The organism is Mitsuokella apri (assembly GCF_047974105.1).
Classification (GTDB): domain Bacteria; phylum Bacillota; class Negativicutes; order Selenomonadales; family Selenomonadaceae; genus Mitsuokella.
Window position 1 is genome coordinate 112,713 of sequence record NZ_JBHYRS010000006.1, and the last position, 15,085, is coordinate 127,797.

The 15,085-nt window shown below is 52.9% G+C and carries 15 protein-coding genes; 9 read left to right on the forward strand and 6 right to left on the reverse strand.

The annotated features are described in order from the left end of the window. Positions 1–31: 31 nt before the first annotated feature. A complete protein-coding gene (locus ACE419_RS09025; protein ID WP_435721781.1) occupies positions 32–478 on the forward strand; it encodes a GNAT family N-acetyltransferase in 447 nt (148 codons plus the stop codon). A gap of 148 nt (positions 479–626) precedes the next feature. Here ACE419_RS09025 and ACE419_RS09030 read toward each other — a convergent pair whose 3' ends face one another. Continuing rightward, a complete protein-coding gene (locus tag ACE419_RS09030) occupies positions 627–1,022 on the reverse strand; it encodes a pyridoxamine 5'-phosphate oxidase family protein (RefSeq protein ID WP_435721782.1) in 396 nt (131 codons plus the stop codon). A 208-nt stretch (positions 1,023–1,230) separates the two neighbouring features. Here ACE419_RS09030 and ACE419_RS09035 point away from each other — a divergent pair, with 208 nt between their 5' ends. Further along, a complete protein-coding gene (locus tag ACE419_RS09035) occupies positions 1,231–1,608 on the forward strand; it encodes a winged helix-turn-helix transcriptional regulator (protein ID WP_432646940.1) in 378 nt (125 codons plus the stop codon). 31 nt (positions 1,609–1,639) lie between these two features. Here ACE419_RS09035 and ACE419_RS09040 read toward each other — a convergent pair whose 3' ends face one another. Both ACE419_RS09040 and ACE419_RS09045 read right to left on the reverse strand, forming a co-directional pair. Further along, the gene (locus tag ACE419_RS09040; protein ID WP_435721783.1) at positions 1,640–2,632 is read right to left on the reverse strand and encodes an AraC family transcriptional regulator; all 993 of its coding nucleotides are present in this window, start codon (positions 2,630–2,632) and stop codon (positions 1,640–1,642) included. 48 nt (positions 2,633–2,680) lie between these two features. Continuing rightward, positions 2,681–3,466 carry an SDR family NAD(P)-dependent oxidoreductase gene (locus tag ACE419_RS09045; RefSeq protein WP_435721784.1) on the reverse strand — a complete coding sequence of 262 codons (786 nt, stop codon included), beginning with the start codon at positions 3,464–3,466 and terminating at the stop codon, positions 2,681–2,683. Positions 3,467–3,691: 225 nt separating this feature from the next. Here ACE419_RS09045 and ACE419_RS09050 point away from each other — a divergent pair, with 225 nt between their 5' ends. Then, a complete protein-coding gene (locus tag ACE419_RS09050; protein ID WP_432647764.1) occupies positions 3,692–4,204 on the forward strand; it encodes a nitroreductase family protein in 513 nt (170 codons plus the stop codon). 153 nt (positions 4,205–4,357) lie between these two features. On the opposite strand, the gene ACE419_RS09055 is transcribed toward ACE419_RS09050, so the two are convergent. After that, positions 4,358–5,485, reverse strand: a complete 1,128-nt coding sequence (locus ACE419_RS09055; RefSeq protein ID WP_432647763.1) for an ROK family transcriptional regulator — start codon at positions 5,483–5,485, stop codon at positions 4,358–4,360. Positions 5,486–5,719: 234 nt separating this feature from the next. On the opposite strand from ACE419_RS09055, the gene ACE419_RS09060 reads away from it, so the two are divergent. From ACE419_RS09060 to ACE419_RS09070, 3 genes are all read left to right on the forward strand, one after another. Then, positions 5,720–6,496: an SDR family oxidoreductase gene (locus ACE419_RS09060; protein ID WP_432647762.1), complete on the forward strand. Its 777-nt coding sequence runs from the start codon at positions 5,720–5,722 to the stop codon at positions 6,494–6,496. 67 nt (positions 6,497–6,563) lie between these two features. Then, a complete protein-coding gene (locus ACE419_RS09065; protein WP_435721785.1) occupies positions 6,564–8,156 on the forward strand; it encodes a xylulokinase in 1,593 nt (530 codons plus the stop codon). A 37-nt stretch (positions 8,157–8,193) separates the two neighbouring features. Continuing rightward, entirely contained in the window at positions 8,194–9,588 is a 1,395-nt protein-coding gene (locus ACE419_RS09070) for a glycoside-pentoside-hexuronide (GPH):cation symporter (protein WP_435721786.1), read from the forward strand. 135 nt (positions 9,589–9,723) lie between these two features. Here ACE419_RS09070 and ACE419_RS09075 read toward each other — a convergent pair whose 3' ends face one another. Both ACE419_RS09075 and ACE419_RS09080 read right to left on the reverse strand, forming a co-directional pair. After that, on the reverse strand, positions 9,724–10,905 hold the full coding sequence (locus ACE419_RS09075) for a cation diffusion facilitator family transporter (RefSeq protein ID WP_435721787.1): 1,182 nt from the start codon (positions 10,903–10,905) through the stop codon (positions 9,724–9,726). Positions 10,906–11,031: 126 nt separating this feature from the next. After that, a complete protein-coding gene (locus ACE419_RS09080; protein ID WP_435721788.1) occupies positions 11,032–11,517 on the reverse strand; it encodes a pyridoxamine 5'-phosphate oxidase family protein in 486 nt (161 codons plus the stop codon). A gap of 215 nt (positions 11,518–11,732) precedes the next feature. On the opposite strand from ACE419_RS09080, the gene ACE419_RS09085 reads away from it, so the two are divergent. From ACE419_RS09085 to ACE419_RS09095, 3 genes are read left to right on the forward strand one after another with little or no spacing between them, the layout of a single operon-like run. Continuing rightward, the gene (locus ACE419_RS09085; protein WP_435721789.1) at positions 11,733–12,731 is read left to right on the forward strand and encodes an ADP-ribosylglycohydrolase family protein; all 999 of its coding nucleotides are present in this window, start codon (positions 11,733–11,735) and stop codon (positions 12,729–12,731) included. A gap of 38 nt (positions 12,732–12,769) precedes the next feature. Next, positions 12,770–14,137 carry a purine-cytosine permease family protein gene (locus tag ACE419_RS09090; RefSeq protein WP_435721790.1) on the forward strand — a complete coding sequence of 456 codons (1,368 nt, stop codon included), beginning with the start codon at positions 12,770–12,772 and terminating at the stop codon, positions 14,135–14,137. Between the two features lie 15 nt (positions 14,138–14,152). Continuing rightward, positions 14,153–15,028 (forward strand): PfkB family carbohydrate kinase, encoded by an 876-nt coding sequence (locus ACE419_RS09095; RefSeq protein ID WP_435721791.1) that lies wholly within the window; start codon positions 14,153–14,155, stop codon positions 15,026–15,028. Positions 15,029–15,085 lie beyond the last annotated feature (57 nt).

The window sequence follows — 15,085 nt, forward strand, 5'->3', positions numbered from 1 at the left end:
TGGATTTGAGCAAAGGAAAGAAGGCTGCTTTATGACAGAGAGAGTTTACGAGACGAAGGATTATTTGACCCTGACGAAGTTTTTCCATGACTGCGGCATGGAGGTCGAGCCGAGTGCCGAAGTGCCCGCGGATATCCAGATGGTCAGGATGTGGCGCGTGGATGATGAAGAGGGCAATCTTCTGGCTGCCGCAACCTTGGAGATTCGCGACGGCGTTTATACGCTCGGTGACCTCGGCGTGCGTGAGGACCATCGCCGTTCGGGCTACGGACGCCGCCTGCAGCAGATTGTCTTTGACGAGGCGCGCCGCCATGGCGTCAAAAAGCTCTGGTGCAGCGGCAAGGTGCCGAAGTACTACGAGAAAATCGGTTGGCATCTTGAGGATTGGGATAGTTCGCCAAATATCGCCCGCAACTGCACCGGCTGCAGCCGCCGCAATAAAACGTGCTTCCCGGCAATTCTGACGTATGATTTATAATCGGCCAAAAGGCCGCGGGACAGGGGCATCCTGTTTCGCGGCCTTTTTAATTATATTTTGAGCAACAAAAAATGCTGCCCAGAATGCATTGGACAGCATAATCATGAGGATGTATCTTAGACAGGATATTCAGGAGAGAGAAGGGGAATCAGAGTTCCTTCTTGTTGTCCGGACCCGGCGTCGTGACGATGACTTTTTCCGGAATGATCTCAACAGCACCTTTGGCCGTAACCGCGCCTTTGAACATCTCTTCGACGACTTTCTTGAAGTTGTCTACGACAGCACCGCTCTCGATGTATTTGGCATGGCCCTTGATCTGATAACCCGTGAGATGTGGACCGTCAAAAGCGGAGACGGCGATGCGGCCGTTGGCCTTGATGTTCTTCAGCGTCGTCTCGAGGAAAACGTCGCCGATGAGCAGATGGCCTTCATCCGTGATGTCTTTAAAGGCAACCGGTACAACATTTGGCTCGCCTTCGGGGCTGACCGTAGCGAGGTCCCAGAGAGAACTATTCAAAAGTTTTTTGACTTCATCATTTAACATGAAAACTTCCTCCTTCAAGAGTGACAGCAGATTTTCTTTACGCCACTTATCATAGCAGGGCTTCTCGTCATTTTGAAGATATCGCGAAATTTATAAGTCACTATTTAATTTCAGAGCATATGGAGAAAATATGGGTACCGACCTATAATGAAGGAAGAACGTAAAAAGCGCGAAACTTGAAATTCAAAATTCGAAGGAAGGACTTATCATGTATCAGAAGAAATTGGAAGAAGATATCCGCTGCCCCCTCGAATACGGCCTGCATGTATTTGGCGGCAAATGGAAGTCGCGCGTCATCTGCGTGCTCGCGGCCAAGAAGACGCTGCGCTACAGCGGCATCCGTAATGAGATGAAGAATATCACGGACGCCGTACTGGCGGCCACGCTCAAGGAACTCATTCGGGATGACCTTATCGTGCGCAAATCCTACGACGAAATCCCGCCGCGCGTGGAATACTCGCTGACGGAAAAGGGCGAGTCGGTCGTGCCAATCCTGCAGAGCATCTGCCGCTGGTCGGGCCTGTTCTATAAGGAAGACAGCGAAAACGTCATGACGCAGTGCGAACGCTGCGACTATCGCAATTGAAAAGGCTGAAAAAGTCCAGTGCTGGACGTTTTCAGTTTTCTTTGTTGTGGTCGTGGCGATACTGACTGACGCTTTTGCCGGTCCAAATGACAAAGGCGCGCAGGAAGGAATTGAGTTCGGCGTAGCCGAGCAGGAAGGAAATGTCGAGATTGCTCATATCGGTATGGCAAATGTAGTGAATCGCGAGAGTCTCACGGGTGCTGCTAAGCTGTTTCTGGAAGGTTGTCTTTTCCTCGCTGAGCTTGCGCTGCAGGGTCCGCTTGGAAATGCCGAGCTTTTCCGCGACCTCTTCGATGCCGTAAGCGCCGCCGGGCAGCATCGAGGCCAGGGCGCTGCGAACTCTTGCCGACATGGAATCATCCACCGTGAGTTCGGCCAGACGTTTGTTCATCTCGGGCTCAAAATAACTCCACATGGCCGGATTGAAGCTGACAAAAGGTTTGTGCAGTTCTGCCAAACGAAATGAAATGGCATTTTCCTCGCCCTGCTGGATGGGAATGCCCGCGAGGTCGGACAAAGCGTGGCTGGCAGGGAGATGTTTCACCTGCAGCTTGAGGGGATGCATATCGGTTTTTGAGGCACGGCGCAGCATGCCGATGAGGAAGGCAAAGTCCGACTGCACGAGGATGGAAGGGAGCTCGAGCTCCGGACTGCCTGCTTCCATGGTGACTGTGAGCTGTTCTTTATCCTTGGTGACGCGCCAGCTCATCGGCCCGATAAGTTTTTTATAAGCAGAGAGCCTTTCAATGCAGGCCTCGCCGTCTTTGCTGCACCAGGAGGCAAAAATCGGTGGGGAAAATGTTTCAATCTGCTCCTTGGACGCCAGCTGCAGCAGAGGTGCCTCCTTGCCAAGGGCGTCGCCAATGGCCTCTAGAAAGCGGTAATAGCCCGCTTCCGTCATCGTGATGGTCTTGTGGTTTAACGTATCTTCCGGCAGTCCCGCGCGGCGCAGGATTTCGGTGGCATCGAGCTGCAGGGCGCTGAGAATGGCCTTGTAGTTGCCATCTAATATAAAATGGTTCATATACGTTCCTCTATTTCAGGGCTGACAGAGCTGCCTCTTGGCAGATTGTCAGTCTTTATTATTCTGCTGGTCGTAGACCATGTCCATCATCATTTTCTTCGGCAGGATCGGCGCAATTTTCATCATCGGTTTCTGATAGCCCGGCAGGCCGCTCAGGACATTGAGCTCGCCAGCAAGCATGCCGTTATAACCGTCTCGGGCTACCGGCATCGGGGCAACGGTATTCTGGAACATTTTCGTGTCGGAAAGGCCGCCTCTCTTGGCAAAGCCCGTCGTCATGGCACCAGGCTGCAGGGCCGTCACCGTGACGCCCGTGTCCTTGAGCTCGCGCCAGATGGCATTCGAGACACTCGTGAGATAGGCTTTTGTTGCGTAATAGACAGCCTGCAGAGGGCCCGGCAGGATGCCCGCCGTCGAACTGACGTTGAGCACACGGCCTTCGCCGCGCTGTACCATGTCCGGCAGGAAGAGCTTCATCAGGCGCGTCGGCGTCTCGATGTTCACGGCAATCATCGCCATATCTTCTGCCATCGTACGCTCCCGCGTGAAATCGCCCTGACCGCCAAAACCGGCGTTGTTGATGAGATAATCAACCGTCCAGCCATGCTTATGGCAGGTATCGTAGATTTCCTGTGCTGCTTCCGGCTTCGAGAGGTCTGCGGCAATCGTTTCGACCGTGATGGGATACTGGCTGCGAAGCTCTTCTGCCTGTTTCGCCAGTTTTTCCAGACTGCGGCCGACAAGAATCAGGTCGCCGCCATGCTCTGCATGAATTTTTGCAAGGCAGGTGCCGAGTCCGCCGTAAGATCCCGTAAGTAAAGCTGTATTCGTCATTTCGCATTCTCCTTTATTTTAGGCTTTTCTTTCGTGCCTGTCATCTCTGTCGCTGTATTGTTGCTTTCGATGCTTTTATGATACCGGAAAAAGATGCCAGAGAATACATCATGATGTGCCACTTAGCACATCATTTTGTGCCAGTTTAAAAAGTACGGAAAAGAGACTGGTAAACAGGATTTTGCTCCTGCATGGCGAAAGGATAAAGACAAGGAGGGATTCGTCATGGAATTTACGGATGTCATAAAAAATCGTTATTCATGCAAAAAATTTAGCGATAAAAAGGTACCGCAGGAGGCACTTGCGGCGGTGCTCGAGGCTGGACGCCTCGCACCGACAGCGAAGAATCTGCAGGAGCAGCATATTTATGTGGCGCAGAAGCCGGAGACGCTGGCCGTCATCGATGCGGCGACGCCGTGCCGCTATGGGGCAGGCACCGTGCTGATTGTGGCGTACGACCGCAATAACGTATTCACTTATCCAGGAGATAAGCATGATTCCGGCGTTGAGGATGCAAGCATCGTCGCAACGCATTTGATGCTCGCGGCAGCCAATGCAGGGCTCGATGGCTGCTGGGTCAACTTCTTCGACCCCGAGAAACTCGCCAAGGCCCTCGGCCTGCCGGAAAACGAGAGCATCCTGATGCTTCTTGACCTCGGCTACAAAGCTGAAGGCGTCAAGCCATTGCCAAACCATGCGAAGAGAAAACCTTTGAGCGAGACCGTCACATATTTGTGATGACCAATTGCATTTTCTAAATAAGCGATAAGCACCAAAAAGAGGCTGCCGCACGTAACTGTGCAGCAGCCTCTTTTGTCGTTCGGGCATGGCAGCGAATTATTTTTCCATTCATTACCTGACATTCCTGAAAAAGTCCAGCACTGGACTTTTTCAGATTTTCTCGAGAAATTTCTGGATGTAGGGCAGAGCCGCGCCGATGGCGATGTTGTGCTTGGGCATGCGGCTGAGCTGTAAAAAGTCATGGGCTTCGGGAAATGGCGTCTTCGAGGCGATTTCTTTGTAGAGATAGTCGATGTCGGCCTGCTGCAGATAAGGGGCAAGATATCCGCCGAGGATGAAGGTCTTGTCGTAAATCAGGTGCAGCAGATTGATAGCATGGGCCAGATTTTTCAGATAGGTGATCCAGATTTCCTGTGCCTTGAGGTCTGCGGCGTGGACTTTGTCGAAAAAGTCATCGAGATGCTCAAGGTCGCAGTGCAGCGCGCGCAGGGAACACTTTGTCTCAAGGCAGCCGCGCTGGCCGCAGTAACAGAGCTCTCCCTGCGGGTCAATCTGCATGTGTTCAATGGTCGCACTGTGTCCATGCATGCCCGTGATGATTTTGCGGTCGAGAATCAGGGCTGCGGCCAAGTGGCGGCTCAGGGAAAGATAGAAGGCGTCTTTGAGGTCCGGCGCGGCCCAGAGTTCGGCGATGGCCGCGCTGTTGGCATCGTGGAAGAAGCGGCAGGGGAACGGCAGGTATTTTGTCACGGCAGAGACTTCAAGCCCCGTGCAGTTCAGGATTTTGCCGTAGATGACTTTTTTGCCGTCGGGAGAAATCAGGCCCTGCATGGCAAAGCCAACACCGAGTACCTGCGCATCCGTCAAATGGCAGGCTTCCTGGAACTCCAGAATGTGCTGGCAGACTTTTTGGAAATAGGCATCCGTGTTTTCAAAGTCCAGTGCAAAGACATCGCGGTGGATTTTCCGGCCATAGAGGTCTACGGCAATGGCCTTGACCTGCCGGCTCAAAAGCTCTACGCCAATGCTGGCACGGTAAGTCTCATTGACTGCATAGGCATTGGCCTTGCGCCCGACAAGCTCCGTATCCATCTGGCCGGCTTCTTTGACGAGCCCTTCTTCTTTTAAGGCAGTTAAGTTCGTCGTCACGGTAGGCCGGCTCAGATGCAGGTCGTAGGCAATGTCCTGCTGCGAAACATTTTCCTTCTGATAAATATATTGGTAGATGCGCTGACGGTTTGTCTGACGGATCTCGGATGGTGTAATGCTCTTTTTCATAGGAAGACCCTCTTAATTTTGTAAAATGATTTTGTAAATCTATAGGTATCATTATAACAAAGCGGGAAGGAAAAAGCCAGTCAGCGATGACTTTTTTCTGTATTCGATGGGATTCGACGTATTTATTTATTTTATTTTATAAAATGGCTTGACAAAACTACAAAGTAGGATTATCATATAAACAGATTTGAAAAATGATTTTACAAAATGTAAATACAGAAAGGAAGATGTATCATGGGTATCATCGAAAAAATGAAATTGACGGGCAAGAAAGGTTTTGTCACGGGCGCAGCCCGCGGTATTGGCAAGTGCACGGCCACGGCTTTTGCAGAGGCTGGCGCTGATGTCGCCATCGTTGACCTCGACATCGAGACGGCGAAAAAGACGGCTGCTGAGATTGCAGAGAAGACGGGGCAGAAAGTCATCGCCATTCAGACGGACTGCACGAACAAGGAACAGGTCGACGCCATGGTCGACGAAGTCGTCGAAAAGCTCGGCGGCCTGAACTTCTGCCATAACAACGCCGGCATCTGCATCAATGCACCGGCTGAGGAAATGACGTATGAGCAGTGGCTCAAGGTCATTAATATCAACCTCAACGGCATTTTCCTGACGGACATTGCAGCCGGCAAATACATGCTGACGCATGGCGGCGGCTCCATCATCAACACGGCTTCGATGTCGGCACACATCGTCAACGTGCCGCAGCCGCAGTGCGCTTACAACGCTTCGAAGGCCGGTGTCATTCAGCTGACGAAATCCCTCGCGATTGAATGGGCCAAGAAGGGCGTCCGCGTCAACTGCATCAGCCCGGGCTACATGGCTACAGAACTCACGATGAACTCCCCGACGCTGATTCCGCTCATCGAGAAATGGAATGCGATGGCACCGATGGGACGCATGGGCAAACCGGAAGAGCTCGAATCCATTTGTGTTTATCTCGCAGGCGATACGAGCACGTTTACGACGGGCACGGACGTCATCGTGGATGGCGCATTCACCTGCTTCTAAAAAAACAGCAGGGCAGCAGCTTGAGATTTTCAGCTGCTGCCCCGCAGAAAGGAAAAGGAACAATCTTATGACTGCGAAAGAGGCTATTGTAAAGGGACAGACGGCACTCGGCATCGAATTTGGCTCGACGAGGATCAAGGCGGTTCTCATTGATTATGCCGGCAAGGTGCTCGCTGTCGGCATCCATGATTGGGAAAATTCATTTGAAAATGGCATTTGGACCTTCCATCTGCAGGAAATTTATGACGGCCTTCGCAGCTGCTATCATTCTTTGAAAAAAGCCGTTCAAGACGAATATGGGATTACGCTTACGAAAACAGGCTCTATTGGCGTCAGTGCCATGATGCACGGCTACATGGCCTTTGACCGACAGGGAAAACTGCTGGCACCATTTCAAACCTGGCGCAATACCAATACGCAAAAAGCAGCGGATACTTTAACGGATTTATTTCATTTCAACATTCCGCTGCGCTGGACCGCAGCGCATCTTTATCAGAGGATTCTCGATCAGGAAGAGCATGTTTCTCATATTGACTATGTTTCAACGCTTGCCGGCTTCATTCACTGGCAGCTGACGGGCGAAAAAGTCATCGGCATCGGCGATGCTTCGGGCATGTTCCCTGTCGACCCTGTTGCGAATGATTATGTTGAAAGCATGGTGCAGAAATTTGATGACCTGCTCAAGCCGTATCATTTTTCCTGGCAGCTCCGTGATATTTTCCCGAAAGTCCTGGTCGCCGGCGACAAAGCCGGAGTGCTGACGAAGAGGGGAGCAAAGCTTCTCGATGAAGAAGGGGACTTGCTTTCTGGTATCCCGTTCTGCCCGCCGGAAGGCGACGCAGGCACGGGCATGACGGCGACGAATGCTGTAGCACCGCGCACGGGCAATGTTTCGGCCGGTACGAGCACATTTGCCATGATTGTCCTCGAGCAGCCCCTTAAAAAGCTGCATCGTGAAATCGACATGGTGGCCACGCCGACAGGGGCTCCCTGCGCGATGTCGCATGCCAATAACGGCACGACAGACCTCAATGCCTGGGTCCAGCTCTTTGGTGAATTCGCTTCTTTGATGGGGCATGAGGTGAGCACTGGAGAATTGTTCACGAAACTTTATACGAATTCCCTGCAGGGTGAGGCCGATGCCGGCGGACTTCTGCCGTACGGCTATTATTCCGGGGAAAATATCACGATGATCAACGAGGGACGGCCCATTTTCCTGCGCACGGCGAAAAGTCATTTCAATCTGGCGAATTTCATGCGCGCGCATCTCTATACGTCGCTCGGCGCCGTCAAGATTGGTCTCGATATCCTGCGCGATGAGGGCGTACAGGTCGACCGCATCATGGGACACGGCGGGTTTTTCAAGACAAAGGGTGTCGGACAGCTTTATTTGTCGGCAGCCTGTGAAGCTCCGGTCACGGTCATGAACACGGCCAGTGAAGGCGGTGCCTGGGGCATTGCCCTGCTTGCGGCTTATCTTGTCGACAGGCAGGAAGGGGAAACACTCGGCGATTATCTCGATAAACGCATCTTTACGAAGTTGGACGGCGATACCATCAAGGCCTCGCCGGAGGAAATCGCTGGATTCCAGACCTTTATGCGTCATTACCGCAGCGGTTTGGACGTCGAAAAAGCTGCCATCGCCGCGCTGGATTGGTAACGGATGATACTGGCATAAATTATAGGGGGGATTTTTCATGATGAGTAAATGGCGGATACGCCTTGGCTATGGCATGGGCGACTTAGGCTGCAATCTCGTATTCAGCACGATGGCGTCTTATCTGATGGTCTTTTATACCGATGTATTTGGCATTGCGGCAGCGGCCGCCGGCACGATGATGCTCGTGACGAAATTCATCGATGCCATGACGGATACGATGATGGGCATCATTGTCGACCATACGCATACGCGCTGGGGGCAGGGCCGTCCGTACTTCCTGATCGGCGCGGTGCCGTTCGCGTTCTTCACGTTTCTGACGTTCTACATTCCGGATTTTGATGCGACGGGTAAATTGATCTGGGCTTATGTGACGTACTGCCTGCTCTGCACGGCGTATACGGTCGTTAATATTCCTTTGAATACGATTGTCCCGCGCCTGACTTCGGATGTACATGAACGCGATATCCTCGTTTCGACCCGCATGATTTGCGCCATGATCGGCACGGCCATCGTCATGTCCATCACGGCTCCCTTGGTTGACTTTTTTGGTGCCGGCGATGAGGCACAGGGCTACCTTGTGACCATGACCCTTTACGGCATTGTCGCGATGTTCATTTTCTTCTTCACGTTCTCCAGCACGAAGGAAGTCGTGCCGCCAACGGTCAGCACGGAGCATATGAGCCTGCGTGACAGCTTCAAGGGACTTACGGGACAGGCCTGGATCTTATTCTTCCTGAACCTCTTCTATTTTTCCCTCTACGTCGTCCGCAATACGACCGTCATTTACTATTTCAAGTACAACCTCGACCGCTCCGACCTGCTGGCTCTTGTCGGTATCCTCGGCATCCTTTCGGGCCTGCCAATGCTTTTGGCCCTGCCGACTCTGGAAAAACACTTTAAGAAACGCAGCCTGATGTTCCTGAGTGTCGGCCTTTACGTTGTCGGTGACCTTCTGATTTACTTTGGACAGAGCTCGATTGTCTGCCTGCTCACGGGCCTCGTCATCACGGGTCTTGGCATTTACGGCATTTTCGGCATCACCTTTGCGATTCAGCCGGATGTCATCGACTATTCGGAGTACAAGAAGAGCAAGAGCGTTGCCGGTCTGATTGCAGCCTTTCAGGGCTTCTTCGTCAAAGGCGGCATGGGCCTGACAAGCTTTATCGTCGGCCTGTTCCTCAACATGGGTGGCTATGTCCCGAATGCAGCGCAGAGCGCCTCGGCTCTCTCGGCCATTGAGACCTGCTTCATCTGGATTCCGATTGTACTTTGTGCCATCATCGCCGGTTTGATTTACTTCTACAAACTCGACTACATCCGCAAGGACATGACGGCAGAACTCGACCTGCGCCGCCAGATCATGGCACACAAAGCAGAACATCCGGACCTCGTACAGGCTATCCCGCTGTACGACCCGAAGGCTGTGAAATAAATCCCTTCTATTATATAGTTCAACAAAAAAAGCTCTGAAACGGCTGTGGTCTTACAGGCCATGCTCGTTTCAGAGCTTTCTTTTTATGTAGGCTGATGCATTCTTAAACAAAAAGTCCAGTACTGGACTTTTTGCTCACCGGTTGATGCCGAGAGCGGAGATATCCATGTCGGGATCGATGAGAATATCGTAGTCGGGGTAAGCCTCTTTGACTTCTTTTTCAAGCAGCTCAATCATCTCGGGGATGTTCGTGCCGAACTTCACGACGATATCGAAGCGCATTTCTTTTTTCTTACGGTCTACGTAGAAGCCGTGGACCTGCAGGAGGTGGTCGCGGTGCTTCATCATGATTTTGTAGACATCTTTGCGGATCTCGATGGCTTTGGGGTCGTTCGTGTTGTAGGAGTACACGGTAACGCCCATCAGGCGCACGCCGGTTGCGAGGAAAATCCTGTCATGAAGGCGGCGCGTCAGGCGGTCGGCCTGTTCCACGGTCATGGTGTCAGGCAGGTCGATATGGACGGAGGCGTAATTGCGGTCCGGACCGTAATTGTTGAGCATGAGGTCGTAGGCACCGTGGACTTCCGGCTCCTCGATGATAATGGCGCGTATTTTGCGCACGAGCTCGGGGTCCGGCCGTTCGCCGAGCAGGTCGTTCAGGGTCTTTCTCATCATGTCAATGCCGGCTTTGAGGATAAAGATGGAAATAATCGCGCCGACATACGCTTCGAGGGAAATCCCCGTGCCAATGTAGATAAACGCCGTTACGAGTACGGAAAGGGACAGCAGCGCGTCAAACATGGCATCGGCACCCGACGCTTCCAGGGCATCGGATTCCGCTAAAAATCCCTGGCGCTTCGCGTAGCGTCCCAATTGAATTTTGACAACGATGGCGACGGTGAGAATCAGCAGGGAAATCGGCGTGTAAGTGGCCATTTCCGGCTCGATGATTTTTTTGACCGATTCCCAGAGGGAAGTCAGGCCGGCATAAAAGACGATGGCCGCGATGATCATCGCACTGAAATATTCGTAGCGGCCGTGGCCGAAAGGATGTTTCCAGTCCGGCTTGCGGCCCGCGAGTTTCGCTCCGGCCACCGTGATGACCGACGAAAGGGCATCCGACAGATTGTTGACAGCATCGAGCAGGATGGCGATGGAATTTGTCGTCAGGCCGACCGCTCCCTTAAAAGCCGCTAGTAAAATGTTGACGGCAATGCCGATGGCGCTCGTGCGCACGATGATGCGCCCGCGCGCGAGCTGCTCCTGACGTATCTTATGGATATCCTTTATGTTTTGTTCATTTTGTTCCTCTGACAAGAACATCATCTTCTTCCTTGGCAGCCCGCAGGGGGGCTGCCTGTTTTTTCATATCCTGACCATTATAGCGCAAATCGTCAAAGGATTACAGTGATTTTAGAGAAGAAGGTGCTGTTTGACAGAAAATCAGTTCTCTGGTTTCGGCTTTTTGCGCTTGCCCGTTACCGACTCGACTTCGAGGCAGTAGACGGCCGTGCGCGGAATGGCGGCCGGATTAAAATAGGCGTTCTCGCCCGGATGGTAATGGTCCATCAGGCAGGCGAGTGAAGCCGCTTTTTCCTCCTCGGGGACCATATGCAGGCGGCCTTTGCCGACGACGCTTTCATATGCATAGGTGCAGTAGCCCTTATCGGCGAAATACTGCAGCTTGTGTTTCGTGTCCATCTCAAATGAGGCGCGGCTGTCGCGGGCCATGAGCTCGAGCTTGCGGCCCTCAAGGGCACTGTGGAAGTGGAGAAAAATCTTTCCGTCGCGTTCCTCAACGCCGTAATTTATGGGCAGAATGTAAGGGTAGCCGTCCTCGTCGTTGAGCGCAAGCCGGCAGACCTGCGCTTTTTTCATGACTTCGATGATTTCGGCTCTATTCGTGATTTCGCGGTCGTGTCTTCTCATGGGATTATTCATCCTTTCGTTGCAGCTGTACAGATATTAAACTCGTGATTTAATTCTCCCTTTTACGTGAAATATCCTGCAGGTCTATTGCCAAAATATAATATATGAAATTTACAATTGACAAGACAATTGCCGTGGGTTGGGCAGGAAATCATCATTTAGACAAGAAAATAATAAGAGAATAAATTTTTTATATTTGAGAAGGAGAGATGCATATGTTGGACCGTATTTTAGGAGCCTTGTACGGCATGGCTCTGGGGGATTCGATGGGCATGCCGTCGGAGCTTCTGAGCCGCCGCAAAATCAAGGAAGTCTTTGGCGAGATCAAGACGTTTGAGGACAGTCCGTCGGCCAATCCGGCGGCCATAGGCCTGAAGAAGGGCGAGTTCACGGATGACACAGCACAGGCTTTGATCATCGTGGATTCCCTGATGGAGAACAACTATGTACCGGACAAGCGCATCATTGCGAAGAATCTGATTAAGTGGGCCGTTGACACGGATGCCTTTGCCAAGAACATCTTAGGGCAGAGTTCCAAGGCCGCCTTACATGCCATTCAGGCAGGGGAGGATCCTGAGCCCTATACGGTCAAAGCCGTGACAAACGGCGCTGCCATGCGCATTGCGCCGATTGGCTGCCTGTTTCCGAGCAATGACCTGCCGGGCCTTGCCAAGTATGTGGCCCGCATCAGCGAAGCCACGCACAAGACGGATGTGACCATTGGCGGTGCCGGCATGGTGGCCGCAGCCGTCAGCGCAGCCCTGGAAGATAAGTCGTGGGAAGACATCATGAGCACGGCAGAGAACTGCTATATGTTTGCTTCGAGTTACGGCGCTGAGACGTATCAGGCTTCGCCAAAAGCAAGACTCAAGCTCGCATTGGAGCTGGCAGAGAAGTACCGCGATACGCCGAAACGCTTCTCCCTGTCCATTTACGAAATCATCGGCACGACGACGCTGATGAGCGAGGCTGTGCCGGCTGCTCTTGCGATGGCGTATTATTACCGCGCCCCGGAGGCCTGCAGTCTGGCCTGTGCGAATCTTGGCGGCGATACGGATACCATCGGGGCTATGGCCGTCGCTGTCTGCGGGGCCAAGGCCGGTGCAAACGGCATCCGCAAAGAATTGAAAGATGTACTCGAACGCAGCAACCATGTCGACTTTTCGCATTATGCCGAAAGCCTGCTCGAACATCGCGGCAAAGTCAGCTGCTGAGATTGATTTGCATCATTGTATATTGAGGAGGAAAACTTATGAGCACGGAAAAAGAAACAACATTTTTACCGCCTTCTGAACGGACGGATAAGCCGCGAAGCCTGTTCTTCCTGTACTGCGCGGCCAACATCGGCATTCTCGGTCTCGTTTACGGCGCCATCATCATCGGCTACAAGCTGAGTTTCATTCAGGCCATTCTCGTCACGGTCATCGGTTCCTTTTCCTTTGGCCTTGTCGGTCTCATGAGTCTGGCCGGACATGATACGGGCACGGTGACGTTTGTCCTGTCAAGGGCCTCGTTTGGCTTTAAAGGCAATCTCATTCCAGCTGTGGCAGCTCTCATCAGCCATGCGGGCTGGCTGTCCATCAACGTCTGTACGGGCGCTTTGACCGTTCTTGCACTTTTTGTCACCTGCGGCCTTGCGACATCGCCTTTGACCATGGGCATTGCGCTGGCGATTTTCGTGGCATTGATTCTCGTTTCGGTGCTGTTCAGCCATAAGATGCTGATTCGCATGCAGACCATCTGCACATACCTCTTTGGTTTTTTGACACTCGTCATTTTGTTTATCATCATCCCGAAGACGGACTGGCAGGTCCTCTTTGCCATGCCGAGCGGCGACTGGCTCGGCAATTTTCTGCCGGCACTGGCGTTCGTCGCAGCGGGCACGGGCATTGGCTGGACGAGTTATGCGGCCGATTACAGCTGCCATCAGGACCCGAAAAACACGCGCAGCCAGGTCGGCTGGGCCGTCACGCTTGGCGGCGCGATTCCACTCATCCTGATGCTCAGCGTCGGCATTCTGCTTTCGACGCAGGTGCCGGACCTTGCCCAATCGTCTAATCCGATTGAAGTCATCAAGGGTGCTCTGCCGACGAACCTTGCCATTATCTACTACATCACGGCCATCGGCGGCCTGACGCCGCAGTGCTTCTTAGGCCTGAAATCTTCCAAGCTCGTTCTCAAAGCGGCCCATCTCATTTGGGATGACAAGTGGATTCTCGTATTCCAGACTATCATCGTCACGGTCATTCCGGCTTACATCCTGTTCGTTGCACAGGATTTTCAGGGCACGCTCGAAGGCTTCCTCGGCATCATCGGCAAGCTCCTCGCTGCCTGGTCGTCCGTCTTCCTCGTTGACTATCTGATGCTGCGCTGGAAAAACGGCTATGACAAGACGCTGCTGACGGACCCCATGAAGAACCGCATCAATTATCACGGCGTCATCAGCTGGATTGTCGGCTTCGTCGTCGGCATGCTGTTTTCCAAGACGTTCATCTTTGCAGGTCCGTTTGCCACGGGTATTTTTGCCGGCAACAGCCTGAACGTCCTTTTGACACTGGTCGTCAGCGGCCTCCTGTATTTCATCCTGACCGTCTGTGACAAGAACAGGTCCACGCTTTAAGGGGAGATGGGCTTTATGGTGAAAAATATCCTGATCCTCGGCTCCGCTGTCATCGATGTCATCATCGACATTGAGCGCCTGCCCAAGGCCGGCGAAGATATCACGGGCCTGCAGAAGGGCATGGTAGTTGGCGGCTGCGCCTTTAATGTCTCCAAAATCCTCGATGAACTGCAGGTCTCCCATGACTTATGCGTGCCAGTCGGCAGGGGCCTGTACGCCGATAAAATCCGCAGCACTCTGCAGGCCGGTCATCACGATGTCATGATTGAGGACGCGCGCTGTGACAATGGCTACTGCCTTTCCTTAGTTGAGGCCAACGGGGAGCGCACATTCATCACGATTGACGGCATCGAGACGAAATGGCTTGACAGCTGGCTGGCAAACATCGATGCTGCGGCTTATGACTATATCTATGCCTCGGGCTACGGCTTTCAGGACAGCAACAACAGCGGCGATGTCATCCTGAAATTCCTGCGGCGCAAGCGCCCTGACTGCCGTCTCGTCCTCGACCCTGGGCCGCGCCTCTTAGGCAAGCGCTTTCAAAAAGAACTTCTCGGCATGGGCACCATTCTCGAACTCAACGAGGGGGAGGCAAAGGCCATGACGGACAGGACTGACGTCCGCGAGGCCGCCAAAGAACTGCAGGCCGCGACGAAACAGCCTGTCATCGTGACACTGGGCAAACAGGGAACGCTCTGTGTCAATGAAAACGAGGCTTTTCTCGTGCCGACCAAGCCCGTCAAGGCCATCGACACCATCGGTGCCGGCGACTCGCATACCGCAGGTTTCCTCGCGGCTCTGTCAAATGGCAAATCGCTGCGTGAAGCCTGCGAAGAAGCCAACCGCGTGGCCGCGCTGGTCGTACAGCATGTCGGCTGCTCCTTAAAATAAAAGAATAAAAATGCCCCTGAAAAAGTCCAGTACTGGACTTTTTCAGGGGTTTCTTTT

What these genes read in the sequence shown, in the direction of transcription:
- ACE419_RS09090 (WP_435721790.1), top strand. Translation starts at nt 12,770, where the DNA reads ATGAGCACGGAAAAAGAAACAACATTTTTACCGCCTTCTGAACGGACG.
- ACE419_RS09080 (WP_435721788.1), bottom strand. Translation starts at nt 11,517, where the DNA reads ATGAGAAGACACGACCGCGAAATCACGAATAGAGCCGAAATCATCGAA.
- ACE419_RS09055 (WP_432647763.1), bottom strand. Translation starts at nt 5,485, where the DNA reads ATGAAAAAGAGCATTACACCATCCGAGATCCGTCAGACAAACCGTCAG.
- ACE419_RS09085 (WP_435721789.1), top strand. Translation starts at nt 11,733, where the DNA reads ATGTTGGACCGTATTTTAGGAGCCTTGTACGGCATGGCTCTGGGGGAT.
- ACE419_RS09070 (WP_435721786.1), top strand. Translation starts at nt 8,194, where the DNA reads ATGATGAGTAAATGGCGGATACGCCTTGGCTATGGCATGGGCGACTTA.
- ACE419_RS09060 (WP_432647762.1), top strand. Translation starts at nt 5,720, where the DNA reads ATGGGTATCATCGAAAAAATGAAATTGACGGGCAAGAAAGGTTTTGTC.
- ACE419_RS09035 (WP_432646940.1), top strand. Translation starts at nt 1,231, where the DNA reads ATGTATCAGAAGAAATTGGAAGAAGATATCCGCTGCCCCCTCGAATAC.
- ACE419_RS09040 (WP_435721783.1), bottom strand. Translation starts at nt 2,632, where the DNA reads ATGAACCATTTTATATTAGATGGCAACTACAAGGCCATTCTCAGCGCC.
- ACE419_RS09045 (WP_435721784.1), bottom strand. Translation starts at nt 3,466, where the DNA reads ATGACGAATACAGCTTTACTTACGGGATCTTACGGCGGACTCGGCACC.
- ACE419_RS09065 (WP_435721785.1), top strand. Translation starts at nt 6,564, where the DNA reads ATGACTGCGAAAGAGGCTATTGTAAAGGGACAGACGGCACTCGGCATC.
- ACE419_RS09030 (WP_435721782.1), bottom strand. Translation starts at nt 1,022, where the DNA reads ATGTTAAATGATGAAGTCAAAAAACTTTTGAATAGTTCTCTCTGGGAC.
- ACE419_RS09025 (WP_435721781.1), top strand. Translation starts at nt 32, where the DNA reads ATGACAGAGAGAGTTTACGAGACGAAGGATTATTTGACCCTGACGAAG.
- ACE419_RS09050 (WP_432647764.1), top strand. Translation starts at nt 3,692, where the DNA reads ATGGAATTTACGGATGTCATAAAAAATCGTTATTCATGCAAAAAATTT.
- ACE419_RS09095 (WP_435721791.1), top strand. Translation starts at nt 14,153, where the DNA reads ATGGTGAAAAATATCCTGATCCTCGGCTCCGCTGTCATCGATGTCATC.